The following is a 15,848-nucleotide window of genomic DNA, read 5'->3' as shown; positions in this document are numbered from 1 at the left end:
GAACAGGTAGCCCGTCCGTCGTCAATCAGGCATTGTGGTTCGAGTGGCCATTCGGACATGACTACTGCTACCCCGTGTAGGCTGCTGGATTGTTTCTACTATTATGGCACGGGCATGGCGGCGATAAGCGTGGTGTTCGCCGGGATCTGGCCGGGGCTTTCTCATCGATTTCAGCGTTGTCCCGAGCCGCTGGCCTCGTCGCTTTCCCACTCTCCCTGAAACACGTAGTCGAGGTGGTAGCGCAAAAATACGGCCTGCTTTGCGCAGGGTCTCCGGCGAAGGGGGGCGGGCAGTCCAAGCAACACCCGGTCATGTGCTCCGACGATTGATGCGACGTGCATGGAACCGGTGACCGGATTGAAACCAACCAGTCCCGCGTCGAACAGCCTGTCCAATGAGCCGACCAGGGGCAGTCCGTTGTGCGGGTCTAACCGTTCGCCATCGTTCGAAAGAGCCCAGGGCTTCGCATGCGAAGCAACTACCACAGGGGCGAGGGAACAACCGGTGACGGCGCATGCGTTGTTCCATAAGGCCAGCACGTTGTCGCGATACCTGTCCTGTCGCAACCGCGCCTGTCCCACGCGCTCCCGGGAGGTAGGAAAGTTCGGGGGGCTCGTGACAATGCCGCTCGGCTCAAGGTCATCTTCGTCGTGTACATCATCGTTCTTGTCCGCGTCGACACATGCGCGGACGAGGATCTGCTCAACATTGGCAAACTCGTTGAGCACGCCATCCGTCGCGCGGGGAGGCCTGCGCCGCGTCTCGGATGAGTGGAGTGCCTGCGGAAGGTTGCCAAGCCAGACCGTCGTAGTGCGGAAATGCTCACCGTTACTGCTTTGCACGTACAGGGAGACGATCCTGCGTTCGATGGGGTGAATGCCTCGCCAGAAGCGTCGCCATCTGCTGTCGAAGAGTTGTGGATCAGACTTCGTCCAGTTGAAGCGCTCAAGCAACCGGACAAGATGTCGTGCTGTATCTGGAGCCAATTGGACGTGAATGTCGGTGCCTGCGAAGAGCTTGACCATGATGGTGCCCTCCGGTCCCTGCAGGAAGCCAGGTGAATGCATCAGCTATGTGCCTCGTTGTCTGGATCAGGATTGTTCAGATAGCACGCGAGGTTGGTGACCTTCCCCGCGAGCCGTCCGTCGATGCGGACGGAGCGGACTGGGTTATTCTCCAGGCAGGCCGGTTGCCCCGGTTGAGCGTATGAACGCCTCATCGTCGGGAGGTGCACGCGGCTTTTTGCCGGTGCGGCGAGGCCGCCAGGGATGGTCAGGGATATCGCAAACCTCGCCGTGCACGGAGCGAACCGGACATCGATGGCGGCGAGGCTGCACTCGACAAAGCCCGCTCAACAGCAGGAGACACCCGCAATGTCAATCAGCCCGGTCAAGGCTGGCTGGCGGACGATTCCAGTCTTCTGGCCAGCGCCGCCAACCTGGCCCGCCGCTGCGTCTTGATTTGCGCTGAGGCGAGTTCGGGCCGTGGCAGGAGCTGCATCACATAACTTTGGCATGCTTTATCCATCTCACCAAGGGGAGTCAGACCGAAGTGCCCTAGGCGCATATAGCGACCGGTTTCCGGGTCAAACTCGTGTTGGATGATTGCGGCCTTGATGTTTCTGCAGAAGACCGGAAAGGAAACATCGGCGGATGCAATCGTTGAAATGTGTAGCGATGTTGAACCCTCCTGGAGTGTGGTTTCTATGCAGTAGGCAAAGAGCGCCAGGTCGTGGGCGACATTCCAGAGGCGGCCAGCCTCCTTTTCGGCCTTGGGCGAGATTGCCATGTCGCTCTGGATCTTGGCGGCTACTTTGGCATCAAAGAGATCAGGATTATGTTTGACGAAGAATGCGGTTGCGGCAAATAGGTACGCAAACGTAAACCTTGGCAGTTCCTCCGAGATGATGCATTCGGACAGAGTCTTGACCTGGTCCTCGAACGGGCGCGTGCTATTCCATATTTCTTTGATCAATGGAAGGTAGTCGCGCAACAGGGCGACATTGTATTCAAGGTTCGGCTTGAGTGATTCGAGTGTCGATATCAGCCTGTTGATATTCACATCGCTGATGCCGATGCCGAAATCCGCCTTGAGCGTACTCCGGTATTGCTCAAGCGCGCGATCGGGATTGCCGTGACGCAGTCGTTGCTCAATCAGTGCAAACCCCGGATCGATTGTTAGCCGATTCCGTTGGGCGAATTGCAGGAGCAGCTGCACGGATTCGCTGTCCGGCTTCTGCCGGATAAAGTTGAAAACGTTGGTGTCCAGAACAACAGCATAGTCGACCGCCTGGAAACCAGCTACCGATTCGGGCGCGCCCCAGAATACCGAATCGATCACGATCTGTTGGTCTTCGCTTGCACGCGGAGTGAGGATTTCGCATTCGAAGAATGGCGTGCGTGAATACATCTCATACCTGCTCATACCACTTCCTTGGAGATTGGGTGTAGCGTTGTCAGTGACAGGCAGTATGGCGAACTCTTATCGATCTCTTTGCCTGATGCGGTGAGCTAGCTTGCTAGATTGATGCCGGACTGCCCTGACGGGACAAGAACGATTGAACCTGCTCCCGGGGGTGCGGAAAGAAATCCCGAATGTCTCTGCACGTCCCATCGGCGTGGATGGTGACGTGGTTGACCCAGCCGAGCAGATTCAGAAAAATATCGTTTCCATATTGGGGTGGTGCGCCATACTGGATCTGCTCGCGACCGGGCCGGCAATTCTCCGGATCCCCGAGTGCATGGAAAATGCGGCAAACGAGTGGACGGAACCTATATATTCCACACGCCCCTGCGTCGGTCAGGAAGGGGCAGGGCGAACGATGTCCTGTCGTCAACCTCCCTGCGGCCCGCAGGGGAACACCGGTATGAACCTGTATGTATTCGGCCTCGAGGGTGGTCAACTGGACATCCATCGAACAGCAATGCGAGCAGCCTTTGGAGCACGACGCAAATGTGCTGACGTAGGGTCCGAATTTGTCGAGATACGCGTAGACGAGCGTCAGTTGTTCGCCCAGCTGACGTCCCAGCTGGTTCAGCGAGTCATAGAGCGCATTGGCCTCATTTACAAGCGCCCGTGGAATCGGCGGCAGTCTGACGTCATTGGGGTTTTTGTGAAACCTGATAGGAGCCGCTGTCACGATAGTCCCGTAATTCAGTGGTTGCGATGTTCTCTCACAGATCGTTATATCGGTCGGACATCAGCAAAACTTGAGTGCGCTGGAAACAGGGTAAGCACTCAAGCAGCGCTGTAGCTGCGCTCCACGGCAGCAATTCGTCGACGCGGTTAGCCGGGTGATCAGGCCGTACATTGCCGCCGCGCGTTCGCTGCCCGAGGCGGCTCCCACGGGCAGACAGTTGCAACGGCCCAGGGCGACACCGCGCAGCGTCCGCTCAGCGATCAGGTTATCGATCTCTGCGCGCACATCGCTGCAGTAATACGCGAGCGCAGGCCAGCGATTCAATGCGTAGCGAATCGCTTTCATCGACCCGGGGGGATCAGTCTCTCTGATTGTGATCTTGGCAGCGTTTGGCTTTGTCAGGACCGCGTTGGAAAATGCTTGACGGTATCAATGGCGGTGTTATCACCGCAGATCGTCTCGAGGTGCACCATCTTCGCGATTTTTCGAACGAAGTAGGCACCGGTTCTCCATTGCTGTCCGTAAAGAAGCGGTAAGTGCCGGCAGTATTCTTCGGTATCCCCGACGGTATCGTGGCAACGTGAACCGTCTGAACAGCCACCCATACAAGGGTGCAGCCCGTCTGTTGACAATCGAGTGGGAATGATTCAGACTGCTCCCAAGTCGTTCCGGGAGGTCCGGTTTTCCATGTTTTTCCGTTTAAAAACATGAGGTTATTGTCCGGTGCGGTCTGCTGTGATCCGGGCAATGCCTGATGGAAATGTCGGTATCGGTGACGGCACCGACATTTCCAGGCCTACGGGGCATTCCAACGCCAGGAGAGTTGCACGCGCTGGCATGTCTCCTATGCGCCTAGTCTGCGAAACCTGGAAGAGATGATGGCCGAACGAGGCATCACGGTCGATCATTCAACCGTGCATCGCCGGGCGCGCAAGCTGTTGCCGGTGCTGAAGCATCGGGCCGACACAGATAAACACAAGATTCTTCCGCTCGGTTCCACTCACTCGATTTTTCCTTTGCACAGGTCGGTTTTAGAGCGATAGGCTGACTACCTCAACGACCGCCGAAACTTGTTGCAAATGCCGTCACCGCAGCCAGCATCGATGCATCGCTCGATGCAACCAGGGTGAATTCTCCGAGCCCACACGCGTTGCTGGCGATCAGCTTTCGCAGCCCGTTGTTCGCGCTGCTGCCCGATTCGATCCCGTAGATTTTGCCGTCGAGCTTGTCGTAGTAGCGCGCGAGGTCCTTGCAGCTTTTGAGGCCCGCGTCCCCTTCGTAGATCGCCACCGGTAACCGAGCGACACGTCAATCGGCTTTTTCTGCAGACCAACGAAAGAGATAGGTACCGGCACACGCACTGGCGCCGTGGTATAGCCCAGCGGCCCGAGCATCGCCGTTGCGAGCGCATTGGTGCCGACAAACCGATGGGTCAGGCGGAGCCTTGTGTCGCCATGGGTTAACGCAATGCATGCGAACGGGATACCACTACAGCAAAGTAAGGATATCCCTACTGTTCTCTTACCACGCATACCAAAGCAGATTACGCCATACGCATGTGGTTACTATGGGTAAGCAAGCACGTTTTTTAATCTCTCGGAGTCTGAACCCGAGCAGCACTTCTTAGATGGACGCGACATGAGTAACCTTGTAAAAACGGTCAGATTCAAGATCATTCTCGCTTTTGGCGTATGCGTGCTTCTCATGGTTGCCCTCGGATCGTTTGACGCGTGGGAGCTTTCCAGGCTCAATTCGAACATCGCCGAGGGGTACGCTGAAAACACTGTTCCCATAGCAGACCTATCCGAAGTTCGCGCAGCCCAGCTTAATGTGCGTCTTCTGCTAAGGCGCATGCAGGTGGCCCGCGATCCAGCGAAAACGACGGAATACGGTGCAGGCATGGCCCTGCAATTTGAACGACTCGACAAGTCGTGGAACCACTACTACCCAAGCAGTGTATCCAGCGGCAAAGAGCGTGAGATCGCAAATCGCATCCAAAGCTCCTTGCCCGAGTTCACCTCGTTAAGCAAGGAAGCTTTGGCTGCCGGTGGCGCAGGCAATTTCGACAGGGCCGCAGCCATAATCGACGAAATCCTCACGGTAAGTAAATCAATGAACGACGCGATAGACCAGGACGCTGCGCTCAATCTGGATCAGGCCAGACAGTCTGTCGATGACAGTGAGGCGACGTTCAGGGCAACCCTTCGGACTGCATTCGCCCTTCTCTGCGGCGGCATGCTGGTTGCCGTCGGCATGTCTGTATACCTGCTGCGGTCGATCTTGAGGCCGCTCAACAAGGCTGTTGATCTAGCCAACCATATCACGAGCGGCAAGTTGGAAAATCACGTGGTGGTCGACTCAGGAGGCGAGTTTGGTCAGCTTCTCGAGGCACTGAAGAAAATGGACCAGCAACTGAGTCAGACGGTTCGCGGGATCAAGGTTTCCACCGAGTCGGTCGCAGTGGCATCGCGCGAAATTGCAAGCGGCAATACGGACCTTTCAGCCCGCACAGAAGAGCAGGCAGCGTCGCTTGAAGAAACCGCGGCAAGCATGACGCAACTGACCGAAACGGTAAAGCAGAACGCTGACAACGCCCGGCAGGCGAACGCACTGGCCTCGGGCGCCACCGACATGGCTGATACAGGTAATGACTCGGTTCAGGCCATGGTCGGCACCATCGGCCAGATCAGCAGTAGTTCCAGCAAGATTTCGGAAATCACCGGTGTCATTGAAGGCATTGCGTTCCAGACGAACATTCTCGCGCTGAACGCGGCCGTCGAAGCCGCACGTGCCGGCGAACAGGGTCGGGGTTTTGCTGTGGTTGCCAGTGAGGTTCGCAGTCTGGCTCAACGGTCTGCCACTGCCGCGAAGGAAATCAAGGAGCTGATCAGCTCGTCCGTGACAACGATTCAGGACGGCGCGAAGCAGGCAGCGGAAGTCAGTGCCACGATGGGGCAGGTCAAGCAGGCAATCAGGCAGGTCTCCGATATTGTCGGCGAAATCGCAGCAGCGTCCGAAGAGCAAAGCCGCGGCATTGAACAGGTGAATCAGGCCGTCGTCCAGATGGACGAAGTGACGCAACAGAACGCTGCGCTTGTTGAGCAGGCGGCCGCTGCAGCGCAGTCCCTCGAAGAGCAGGCAAAGAATCTTCAGGGCGCGGTATTGGTGTTCAAATTTAACGATCCTGCCTCCTCCGAGGCGCGAATGATCGTCCCGGAAAGCAGGAGGCGCATTCCCGAGTTGCGAGTGTCGTAGCCCCGTGGGACGCCGAAAGCAGCTGGGCAGTCGTTCGATGCTGTGACAGTTTCCGCCGCGACCATGGCCACGTCAGCGTCCCGGGCGAATGAAACCTGGCAAGTGTTCCGATGCAAACAAAGAATACGAGTGTCACCTGCCAACTCCCGAACAAATACACGATGCCTGCCTTGCTCGACGGCAACAAGGTTTCATTTTTCAACACTCTTCTGACCAGACTGAAGGAGCAAAGTGGCAGCCAACGATAGATTGCGCTGGCGAAGCGCGCCGGCTTCCCGCAAGTCCCGATTTAACGTGCCCGCCGGGAGGTTGGCGAAGCTTCCCGAATTGTTGATCTCCAAAGGATCTATCTCGCCCGGGACACGTACGGCGTACGTCTTCGTTGGTCTCATTGGTCTGATAGTCGCTTCGTCATGCAAAGCGGAGCTCGGTAGCGCACCCACATGGCAACCGGGCAATTCAAATCACGCTAAAACGTTTTGCAAACACGCAAATACACCTAACATGTCGTTCTCGGTCAATGAGACAGCTTTCACTACGGGAGCAGTCGCGAGGGAGTATGTCGCACAAGCGGGAACCGTATTTGCGGTGGCGTGGAACGGTCCCCAGGTGGCGCCGCTCGATGTACTTCTTGGAGCTTACTTTCCGAATTATCGGTTAGCACTTGCCACCGCACTGACAGGGGCGAACGCCGGTGCCGAGTCCATGAGAGTCGAGCAGAGCGGTCTGATCATCGAGGTCGATAACCATGGCGGTGTGTTTGCCGGCCGCGTGTATTTGCCGCAGGCGTTGCCGGCAGGGGTTCGAGACGACTCGATCAGATAGCGCCTCGATGGACGGCGAAAGACGCTGGCGATCGGCCGCGATGGCGCCAGCGCTTGACGGGCTCAGCGCCACTCGGTCCTACTTCTCCCCCTCAGACGCGCTGGCCGGCACCAAGGTCATCGCAGCGTAGCCGCCTGCGGAGTCGGCAATCATACCCACCACGCCGCCATGTATGAAGCCGTGCTGCTGCTCGACATCGCGCGACGCGAGCGGCTCCAATGCCAACGACGTGAGCGACGGATCTGCGGACGTGCGTGGCGATTGTTTTTTGTTTGATGCACTCGCGCAGGTCACTCTTCTTGCGCTAACCGCACGAGGATATCGGCAAGGGCTCGAATCGTCGGCTGAACGGCACGTTGAGACGGATATGCCAGAAAGTATGACGCACCGTTGCGCACCGCCTCGCGAAACGACGTCGTCAAGGAACCTGCATTGAGTCGTTCCCGCGCCATGCGTGGATCGCCGATTGCAATCCCATGACCTTCTGCTGCGGCCGTGAGCGTCAATTCGAGCGTATCGGATACAAGCGCAGCGATGACGAACGGTCGAATGACCGGCATCGATACCCCATCCCCATTGGCGCCTCCCGGTTTCCTCGTCTGCACCAATCCTGACCGATTAGACAGTTTTGGCACGGTTCCTGCGTTTACTCGCGGCCTGCATGTGTATTGGCGTTTAAAGCTGACTAACTGGTCAACATTAGGGCATCGGCGCACGCAAAACATGCAGTCGGCAATTTAGTGGTGCTCCTGCGACGGTTTGGAGAGACTCACACAGCAGTGGCTCATCGAAAATATTAACGATAGTAAGGATTCGATCCGATGATTAACATTAGGCATCCGAAAGAAATAAACGGAAAGAAATGGATGACCGGCGCAAGGCGCCGTGGCGCGCTCGTGACCTGGATCGGGATAGTGATGTCGGTCAGCCAGTTGGCAACACAAGCGGCCTGGGCCGACGGGTCCACTGACGCGACGCTCGCGGAAAGCGGCGCTGTCGTGACTAATCCGACACCGCAAACGGCCGCTTCTCCTTATGTGTCGAGCTGGTTTCACCAGAGTTTGGGCGTGATTGGCTCGAAAGACATCAGGTTCGGTCCGTATAAGACTAACGACGTGTACCTGGAGTACGAATACTTCGGCCGGAAAGGCCCGTTCGACCTGTATGGCTACGTGGACGCGCCGAAGGTCTTCGGCGTGGGCAGCACGCATGACTCCGGCGTGTGGGATCGAGGATCGCCTCTCTTCAGCGAGCAGGAACCGCGCGTGTCGATCGACAACCTCGTCGGCAAGCATCTTGGATTTGGCCCATTCAAGGAATGGTATCTGGCGTTCGACTGGATCTACGACCAGGGCTACAACATCGGTGGCCGCCAGAACACACTGTACAGCGGCATCGGCACGGATATCGACACGCACACGCCATTGATGCTGTCCGCCAATTTTTACGTACGGCGTCAATGGGAAAACTACGGCGCGGCGAACGAAGACTCGTGGGACGGCTATCGCGCCCAGATGAAGTACATCTATCCGCTTGGCACGTTCCATGGCGGCAATCTGACCTACGTTGGGTTCTTCAACTACGACTTCGGTTCGAAGTTGCGCGAGGAGACGGGCGGCAGTAGCCGGACCGATACGGCCTTCGTCGCGACCAACGTCCTGATCTACTCGTTTACGCATTGGCGTTTCTGGACCGCAGCCCGGTACTTCCACAACGGTGGCCAATGGGGTGGTGGAGACCTCAACTTTGGCGAAGGCCCGTTTGCGAACCGTTCGACCGGTTGGGGCTACTACGCAAGCGTCGGCTACCAGTTCTGACGGAACGGCGCAAACCAAACCTCACAAACGATCAGGAACACAGATTTCATGCTCAAGAAAAAAATACTGCAGGCACTTGCCGGACTGGGACTTGCAGCTTCGCTGGTGACCGGCGCTCATGCTGCGAGTGACGCCGCGCAACACCCCCGGCCTGTGAAGGTCCTCATCATCAGTATGTTCGGGCCGGAAGGCAAAGTGTGGCTGGACCACCTGGGCCCGATGGAACATATCAAGGTACCCGGCCTGTCCGCGGACTATCCCGATGTCCAGTGCAACCACGACAGTGTGTGCGTTCTGACGACCGGCATGGGTCATACGAACGCGGCGGCCTCGGTGTCTGCGCTCGTGTATTCGAAAAAATTCGATTTGCGCAAGACGTACTTCCTGGTATCGGGCATCGCCGGTATCGATCCGGCGCAGGGTACGCTCGGCTCGGCCGCCTGGGCACGTTATCTGGTGGATTTCGGCATCCAGTGGGAACTGGATGCGCGTGAGATTCCGGCTGGATGGAAGTCCGGCTATCTCGGCATCAACACGAAGAGCGAAAACGAAAAGCCGCCGCTGGACTACCGCACCGAAGTGTTCCAGCTGAACGAGGCGCTGCTGCAAAAAGCCTACGGCCTGTCGCGCGACGTGACGCTGACCGACAGTCCGGAGGCCGCAGCCTATCGCGCGAAGTATCAGAGCGCGCCGGCCAATCAGCGTCCGGGCGTCATCCAGTGCGACACCCTGGCGGGCGATACGTGGTTCTCGGGGAATGCCTTGGGGCAGCGCGCCCGCGACTGGACTAGGCTCCTGACCGACGGCAAGGGCGTTTACTGCACGACGCAGCAGGAAGACAACGCGACCTTCGAGGTCATCAAGCGTGCGGAGGCGGCTGGTCTGGCAAATACGCAGCGCGTAGCGGTGCTGCGCGCCGGTTCGGACTTCGATCGTCCGCCACAAGGCGTCTCGAACGTCGACAACCTGCTCGATTACCAGAATCAGGGTGGCTTTGTTCCAGCGCTGAACAACCTCTATCTGACCGGCTCGCCGCTTGTGGCCGCGATCGTCAAGGACTGGAAGCATTGGAAAGACGGTGTACCGGCCAATTGAGCGCAGCGTGCTGATCTGACGACCGGTGAGGCAGATGTCTGTCTCCGGTCGTGCCGGCCGCCCCAATCCGGGGCGCTTTCTTTTCCCTAACTTTCAAGGGGAACTACGTGGATATCGTGCGCAGCTTCTGCGGCATGTTGATACTGTTGTTGATCGCCTATTTGCTATCGAACAATCGTGGCGCGGTACGGCCGCGGACGCTTTTTGCCGCGCTTGCGACACAGTTGGCGATCGGCGCGCTCGTGCTGTTCGTCCCGTTCGGACGTAGCGCGCTCGCGGTTGTTGCAAGCGCTGTCAACCGTGTGCTCGAAATGGGCAACCATGGCGTGTCGTTTATTTTTGGCGGGCTGGTCGACAGCAAGATGTTCGAGCTCTTCGGTGCGGGCGGCTTTGTGTTCGGCCTGCGTGTGCTGCCTATGATCATCTTCGTGACCGCGCTGATCGCGGTGCTTTATTACGTCGGGGTCATGAAGTGGATCGTCACCATCGTCGGTATAGCGCTGGAAAAGACGCTGGGCGTGAGCCGCATCGAGGCGTGCTCGGCAGTCGCAACCATCTTTCTCGGTCAAAGCGAAATGCCGGCGCTCGTGAAGCCGTTCGTGCGGCAGATGACCAGCGCGGAGATCTTTGCCGTGATGTCGAGCGGGATGGCTTCGGTAGCCGGGTCCGTGCTCGCTGCCTACGCCGGCCTTGGCGTGAAAATGGAGTACCTGCTGGCCGCATCGTTCATGGCCGTGCCGGGCGGCCTGCTGTTTGGCAAGCTGCTGTATCCGACTGTCGAGCCGGGCCAGATGAATATCGACGGGCTGGATTTCGACGAGAAGGGTTCCGCCAATGTCATCGAGGCAGCGGCTTCGGGGGCGAGCATCGGACTGAAGATCGCCATCAACGTCGGTGCGATGCTGATTGCCTTCATCGGTCTCATTGCGCTCGTCAATACGGCCGTGGGCAGCATTGCCGCATTGTTCGGCTTTGCGAACGTCACGCTGCAGGGCTTGCTGGGCGGTTTGTTTGCGCCGCTGGCCTGGCTGATCGGGGTGCCGTGGCACGATGCGTCGCTGGCCGGCAACTTCATCGGCGAGAAGCTGATTCTCAACGAGTTCGTCGCCTACGGGGACCTGTCGCCGTACCTGAAGGATACCGCGCAGGTCGCCGCGGCGGGACTGCAGGTTCTCGATCCCAAGACGATTGCGATCGTCTCGTTTGCGCTGTGCGGTTTCGCGAATTTTTCGTCGATCGCGATTCTGGCGGGCGGATTCAGCGCTGTGGCTCCCGAGCGCCGCTCTGAGGTGGCGCGCCATGGTCTGCGTGCGCTGACGGCCAGCACGCTGTCGAACCTGATGAGCGCGGCGATTGCCGGCCTTTTCTTCTCCCTGCATTGATCGGGGCGGCCCTGAATGAGTCAACCCGTGGCAGTTCACCTTAGCCGCAACCAGCTCGCCGAGACGGCGCTGAAGGCGTTGCATCTGATCGACCTTACGTCGTTGAACGATGACGACACGGACATATCGATCGAAGCGCTGGTTGCATCGGCCGACACGCCGGTCGGCACGCCGGCCGCCATCTGTGTGTATCCCCGCTTCATCGAAACGGCACGCACCGCGCTGACCGGCAAAGGCCTGTCGCTGCCTGTCGCCACCGTCGCGAATTTTCCGTCTGGGGCGTTGTCACCCGACGAGGCGGCGCGGGAAACCGCCGAGGCGGTCAGGCTCGGCGCGGACGAGGTGGACGTGGTGTTTCCCTATCGTGCGCTGCTTGCAGGCGATGCGCTCGTTGGCCGCGAACTGGTGGCCCATAGCCGCGCCGCGGCAGGCGGCAAATGCCTGAAAGTGATTCTCGAAACAGGCGAGCTCCGGCAGGCCGGCCTGATTCGCCTGGCAAGCGAGATTGCGATCGAAGCCGGCGCGGATTTCATCAAGACGTCGACCGGCAAGGTGCCGGTGAACGCCACGCTGGGGGCGGCCGCGATCATGCTGGACGTGATTGGCGAGGCGGGTCGCACGGTCGGTTTCAAGGCCGCTGGGGGCGTGCGCCGGGCCGACGAGGCCGCGGCCTACCTGACGCTTGCAGAGAGGCTGCTGCGGCCCGGCTGGGCGACGCCCGCCACGTTTCGCTTCGGCGCGTCCGGTCTGCTCGGCAACCTGCTTGCCACGCTGGGTCATGTTGGCGGTGGGGTGCAGTCCAACTTGTATTGAGAGAGTCATCATGTTTCTGCCGCAGGAATTTATCCGCAAGAAACGCGACCGGCAGCCGCTCGATCGGGACGAAATTGCAGCGTTCGTTCGCGGCGTGGTGGATGGCAGCGTCACAGAAGGGCAGGTGTCCGCATTTGCGATGGCGGTGTATTTCAACGACCTGAGCGTCGACGAATGCGTCGCGATCACGCTTGCGCAACGCGACTCGGGGCAGGTGCTCGACTGGTCTGCGCAGCAACTAAACGGGCCGGTAGTCGACAAACACTCGACCGGCGGCGTCGGCGATCTGACCTCGTTGCTGCTCGGTCCGATGATTGCCGCATGTGGAGCTTACGTGCCGATGATTTCGGGACGCGGGCTTGGACACACGGGCGGGACACTCGACAAGCTGAATTCGATCCCGGGCTACAACGTCACGCCCGGCACAGACGAATTCCAGCGCGTGGTACGCGATGTCGGCGTCGCGATCATCGGCCAGACTGAGCAACTCGCGCCTGCGGACAAGCGCGTCTATGCGATCCGCGACATCACCGCGACGGTCGAGTCCGTGGCGATGATCACAGCGTCGATTCTGTCGAAGAAACTTGCGGCCGGGCTTGGAGGTCTGGTGATGGACGTCAAGGTGGGTTCGGGCGCGTTCATGCCGACTCCCGAAAAATCGCTCGAACTCGCGAGGAGCATCGTCGACGTCGGCAACGGCGCCGGCATGAAGACCACGGCGTTGCTGACCGACATGAACCAGTCGCTTGCGCCGTGCGCGGGCAATGCGCTGGAAGTTGCTTGCGCGATCGATTACTTGACCGGCAAGTCGCGTCCGGATCGTCTGCACGAGGTCACGATGGCGCTCGCCGCCCAGATGCTGGTCAGCAGCGGCATCGCTGCCGACGACACGCAGGCGCGAGTCAGGTTGCAGGCGGTGCTCGACTCCGGTGCGGCGGTGGAACGCTTCGCGAAAATGGTGGCGGCCCTGGGCGGACCCGTGGACCTGATCGACGCGCCCGCGCGCTATCTGACCAAGGCCCAGATCAGGATTCCGGTTGTCGCACCGGTGGCGGGACGCGTAGAGCGGATCGACTGCCGCGCGCTCGGCATGGCAGTCGTGGGGTTGGGTGGGGGCAGGGTACGGGCGGAAGACTCGATCGACTACGCAGTCGGCCTCTCGGAACTCGTGCCACTCGGACAACGCGTGGACGTCGGGCAGCCACTCGGCTTCGTGCATGCGGGCAGTGCCGGGAAAGCAGCGCATGCGGCGGCCATGGTGCAGCACGCATACACGCTTTCCGAGACAGGCCAGGCGACGCCGCCGACCATCTATCGAATCGTTCAGTGACCGGACCGGGGGCAGTGCCATGCGGGCGGTCGTTCTTGTTCTCGACTCGGTGCGTATCGGTGCGACCTCCAGCGTCCCGGGCTCACTCGCCTGTTGGCGAGCGAGCTTCAAGCGCGGAGCGCCACCGTAGCCACAACGAGCGCCGAGAAGAACAGCGCCGGGGCGAGATGCCCAAACGACTCCCGGTTTCGTAGCAACGTGAAGAGCACGGCGACCAGAATCGCACCGGCCAGCGTTAGGCCCAGGACTCTGGTTTGTTGTCCAAAAAGAAGTGCCGAGCACAACAGCTCAAGAGCGCCGCAGAGCAAATGAAACCATGCCGGGTAACCCCAGCGCGCGAAGTCGCGCTTCACCGCGCCGCGTCCCGAGAGATTGACCACCCCGGCAACCGCGAACAGAACCGCTACGATCGTCGCGAGAATCGATTCGAAAGATGCACTATTCCACGCCATGCTCATGCTCCTTAGCCTTGCTGAAAGTGCTTCTGGATGGAGAGGTCCGCAATCAGGCCGGGGCCGTCGGGTTCCCACGCAAGAACTTTCCGGGCATGCTGACCGCTTACCGCCTGGTCGAGCGCCAGTGCGTCGGCAAATGGCCCAAGCGATTTTCGAGCATCGTCGAGCGGCCAGAATTCGACGCGATCGGCGCCGACCGAGGTCCGAATCGCTTCACCCATTTCGGCGACGGCCACGGCATCTTCCGCGACCACGTTGAAGATCTGTCCCGCGACTCGACCGTCCCCGCTTGCCGCCCGCTCCACCGCGCTCAGGTAGGCCGTGGCAAGATCGTCGACGTGAACGGCGGGCCAGTGGTTGCGACCATCGCCGACGACCCTCACGCTGCCGGTCTGACGGGCCATGCCGGCAAGCATGCCGAAGACGCCGCCGCCGTAACCATGCACCATCGCCGGCCTGAGGATCACTGCGGCAATCGAGCGGCGTTCTGCTAGCGCCAGCACCTTTTGCTCCACGGCGGGCCGCCATGCGATGAGTGGTGTCGGGTTCAGCGCCGATGCTTCAGTCACGGGCGCCCCCTCCGTATTGCCGTAGACCCAGGTGCCCGACGTATAGACAAACGCCGCGCCCGGATGCAAATGCGAAAGCATCGCTACAACCGCGGCCTCGTCAGCAGCAGCGGCGGAAGCATCGTTGGTCGAAGCGGTGTGCACCACGCCATCAGCGGCACCGGCAGTTGCAGCGAAAGACTGTGGCTCGCGCAGGTCGCCAGCATGCAGTGTCACACCGAGACGTGCCAGCGCGCCGGCGGCCGCCGAGCTGTCCTTGCGCACCAGCGCCGTCACCTGATGGCCGAGGCTGATTGCCTTGCGCGCGACCGCTTGCCCGATGAAGCCGGTCCCACCTGTAATGAACAGTTTCAAAGCGTTCTCCAATGATTGCCTGCGAAGTTGAATGGTCACACAAACGAGACCAATCAGTCTCGTTTTGACCAATCTAAACGAGACTGACCAGTCTTGTCAACTACTCGGCGATCTGTTATTTATCTGACATGAACACGTCCTCTCTCCCCGACCTGAGCCCGCTGCAACGCCGTAAGCGGTCCGCCATCCTCGACGGCGCGAAAAGCGTCTTTTTAAGCCAGGGCTTCGGCCTGGCAACGATGGACGATGTCGCCGCGGCCGCCGGCGTCGGCAAACAGACGGTCTACCGCCACTTCAAGTCGAAGGAGGCGCTTTTCGTTGGCCTGGTGAGTTCGATGTGCGCGCAGGTGGGCGGACTTCTTGCCGGCGCGCAGGACGAGCAATCCGACGAATCGCCCGAAGTCGAGTTGCGCGAGTTGGGATGGGTGTTGGCACAAATCCTTATCGCACCGGATTATTTGCGGCTTTACCGGGCCATTGTTGCTGAGGCGGAACGTCTTCCGGAGCTCGGTCAGGTGTTTTACGAAAATGGTGCAAAGGGCGTGCGTGCCTTCGCCGCAAAAATTCTGCGAAAGCGATTTGACGAATCGACTGCGGCATTGCGGGCAGCAACATTCGTTCAGTTGGTGCTAGGCGACGCGTATCTGGAACTGTCAGTTGGCTACACGGTGCCCGATGTTGAAGCGCGCTTTGCGCTGCAGATCGACGAGGCGGTGGCAGCTGCACTTCGCTAAGGAATGCTGCACAAGATGTCGAGCTGCTGCATGCGGCGTGCAACTGCGTGTAGCGCGGGAAGCAAGGCACCGTGTTTCCG

The 15,848-nt window shown here is 59.6% G+C and carries 14 protein-coding genes and 4 pseudogenes; 9 read left to right on the top strand and 9 right to left on the bottom strand.

Annotated features, from left to right (window positions below):
* Positions 1 to 170: 170 nt before the first annotated feature.
* The 4 genes and pseudogenes from DSC91_RS17530 to DSC91_RS17515 all read right to left on the bottom strand — a co-directional run.
* On the bottom strand, positions 171 to 1,025 hold the full coding sequence (locus tag DSC91_RS17530) for an HNH endonuclease (protein WP_115783314.1): 855 nt from the start codon (positions 1,023 to 1,025) through the stop codon (positions 171 to 173).
* 364 nt (positions 1,026 to 1,389) lie between these two features.
* On the bottom strand, positions 1,390 to 2,424 hold the full coding sequence (locus tag DSC91_RS17525; protein WP_115780130.1) for a hypothetical protein: 1,035 nt from the start codon (positions 2,422 to 2,424) through the stop codon (positions 1,390 to 1,392).
* A 94-nt stretch (positions 2,425 to 2,518) separates the two neighbouring features.
* Positions 2,519 to 3,139 (bottom strand): YkgJ family cysteine cluster protein, encoded by a 621-nt coding sequence (locus DSC91_RS38665; protein ID WP_115780129.1) that lies wholly within the window; start codon positions 3,137 to 3,139, stop codon positions 2,519 to 2,521.
* Positions 3,140 to 3,173: 34 nt separating this feature from the next.
* Positions 3,174 to 3,505, bottom strand: a pseudogene (locus DSC91_RS17515) (IS66 family transposase); the annotation flags it as partial.
* 458 nt (positions 3,506 to 3,963) lie between these two features.
* Between DSC91_RS17515 and DSC91_RS38030 the strand changes: the two are divergent.
* Positions 3,964 to 4,089 (top strand): annotated as a pseudogene (locus DSC91_RS38030) (IS6 family transposase); the annotation flags it as partial.
* A gap of 103 nt (positions 4,090 to 4,192) precedes the next feature.
* Here DSC91_RS38030 and DSC91_RS17505 read toward each other — a convergent pair.
* On the bottom strand, positions 4,193 to 4,429 hold the full coding sequence (locus DSC91_RS17505) for a glycine betaine ABC transporter substrate-binding protein (RefSeq protein WP_115780128.1): 237 nt from the start codon (positions 4,427 to 4,429) through the stop codon (positions 4,193 to 4,195).
* Between the two features lie 348 nt (positions 4,430 to 4,777).
* On the opposite strand from DSC91_RS17505, the gene DSC91_RS17500 reads away from it, so the two are divergent.
* Both DSC91_RS17500 and DSC91_RS17495 read left to right on the top strand, forming a co-directional pair.
* Entirely contained in the window at positions 4,778 to 6,394 is a 1,617-nt protein-coding gene (locus DSC91_RS17500; protein ID WP_175171770.1) for a methyl-accepting chemotaxis protein, read from the top strand.
* A 231-nt stretch (positions 6,395 to 6,625) separates the two neighbouring features.
* Positions 6,626 to 7,219 carry a DUF2844 domain-containing protein gene (locus DSC91_RS17495; protein ID WP_115780127.1) on the top strand — a complete coding sequence of 198 codons (594 nt, stop codon included), beginning with the start codon at positions 6,626 to 6,628 and terminating at the stop codon, positions 7,217 to 7,219.
* Positions 7,220 to 7,312: 93 nt separating this feature from the next.
* Here the strand turns inward: DSC91_RS17495 and DSC91_RS38260 are convergent.
* Positions 7,313 to 7,414: pseudogene (locus DSC91_RS38260) on the bottom strand (PaaI family thioesterase); the annotation flags it as partial.
* A 95-nt stretch (positions 7,415 to 7,509) separates the two neighbouring features.
* Positions 7,510 to 7,743 (bottom strand): annotated as a pseudogene (locus tag DSC91_RS38255) (LysR substrate-binding domain-containing protein); the annotation flags it as partial.
* 297 nt (positions 7,744 to 8,040) lie between these two features.
* Here DSC91_RS38255 and DSC91_RS17480 point away from each other — a divergent pair.
* The 5 genes from DSC91_RS17480 to deoA all read left to right on the top strand — a co-directional run bounded on the left by DSC91_RS17480 (position 8,041) and on the right by deoA (position 13,656).
* A complete protein-coding gene (locus DSC91_RS17480) occupies positions 8,041 to 9,036 on the top strand; it encodes a nucleoside-specific channel-forming protein Tsx (RefSeq protein WP_244218031.1) in 996 nt (331 codons plus the stop codon).
* A 48-nt stretch (positions 9,037 to 9,084) separates the two neighbouring features.
* Positions 9,085 to 10,131, top strand: a complete 1,047-nt coding sequence (locus DSC91_RS17475) for a purine-nucleoside phosphorylase (protein WP_115780124.1) — start codon at positions 9,085 to 9,087, stop codon at positions 10,129 to 10,131.
* Positions 10,132 to 10,238: 107 nt separating this feature from the next.
* The gene (locus tag DSC91_RS17470; RefSeq protein ID WP_115780123.1) at positions 10,239 to 11,513 is read left to right on the top strand and encodes a NupC/NupG family nucleoside CNT transporter; all 1,275 of its coding nucleotides are present in this window, start codon (positions 10,239 to 10,241) and stop codon (positions 11,511 to 11,513) included.
* A 27-nt stretch (positions 11,514 to 11,540) separates the two neighbouring features.
* Complete coding sequence (gene deoC, locus DSC91_RS17465; RefSeq protein ID WP_115780122.1) at positions 11,541 to 12,326, top strand: deoxyribose-phosphate aldolase; 786 nt, start codon at positions 11,541 to 11,543, stop codon at positions 12,324 to 12,326.
* Between the two features lie 10 nt (positions 12,327 to 12,336).
* The gene (gene deoA, locus DSC91_RS17460; protein WP_115780121.1) at positions 12,337 to 13,656 is read left to right on the top strand and encodes a thymidine phosphorylase; all 1,320 of its coding nucleotides are present in this window, start codon (positions 12,337 to 12,339) and stop codon (positions 13,654 to 13,656) included.
* A gap of 107 nt (positions 13,657 to 13,763) precedes the next feature.
* On the opposite strand, the gene DSC91_RS17455 is transcribed toward deoA, so the two are convergent.
* Together DSC91_RS17455 and DSC91_RS17450 are read right to left on the bottom strand one after the other, a co-directional pair.
* Positions 13,764 to 14,114, bottom strand: a complete 351-nt coding sequence (locus DSC91_RS17455; protein WP_229758063.1) for a DoxX family protein — start codon at positions 14,112 to 14,114, stop codon at positions 13,764 to 13,766.
* A gap of 5 nt (positions 14,115 to 14,119) precedes the next feature.
* Positions 14,120 to 15,034, bottom strand: coding sequence for an NAD-dependent epimerase/dehydratase family protein (locus DSC91_RS17450; protein ID WP_115780119.1), 915 nt, complete (start codon positions 15,032 to 15,034; stop codon positions 14,120 to 14,122).
* A gap of 128 nt (positions 15,035 to 15,162) precedes the next feature.
* On the opposite strand from DSC91_RS17450, the gene DSC91_RS17445 reads away from it, so the two are divergent.
* Entirely contained in the window at positions 15,163 to 15,768 is a 606-nt protein-coding gene (locus DSC91_RS17445) for a TetR/AcrR family transcriptional regulator (protein ID WP_115780118.1), read from the top strand.
* Positions 15,769 to 15,848 lie beyond the last annotated feature (80 nt).

The sequence above is a fragment of the Paraburkholderia caffeinilytica genome, assembly GCF_003368325.1.
Taxonomy (GTDB): Bacteria; Pseudomonadota; Gammaproteobacteria; order Burkholderiales; family Burkholderiaceae; genus Paraburkholderia; species Paraburkholderia caffeinilytica.
This window is presented reverse-complemented; position numbering and strand designations above follow the sequence as displayed.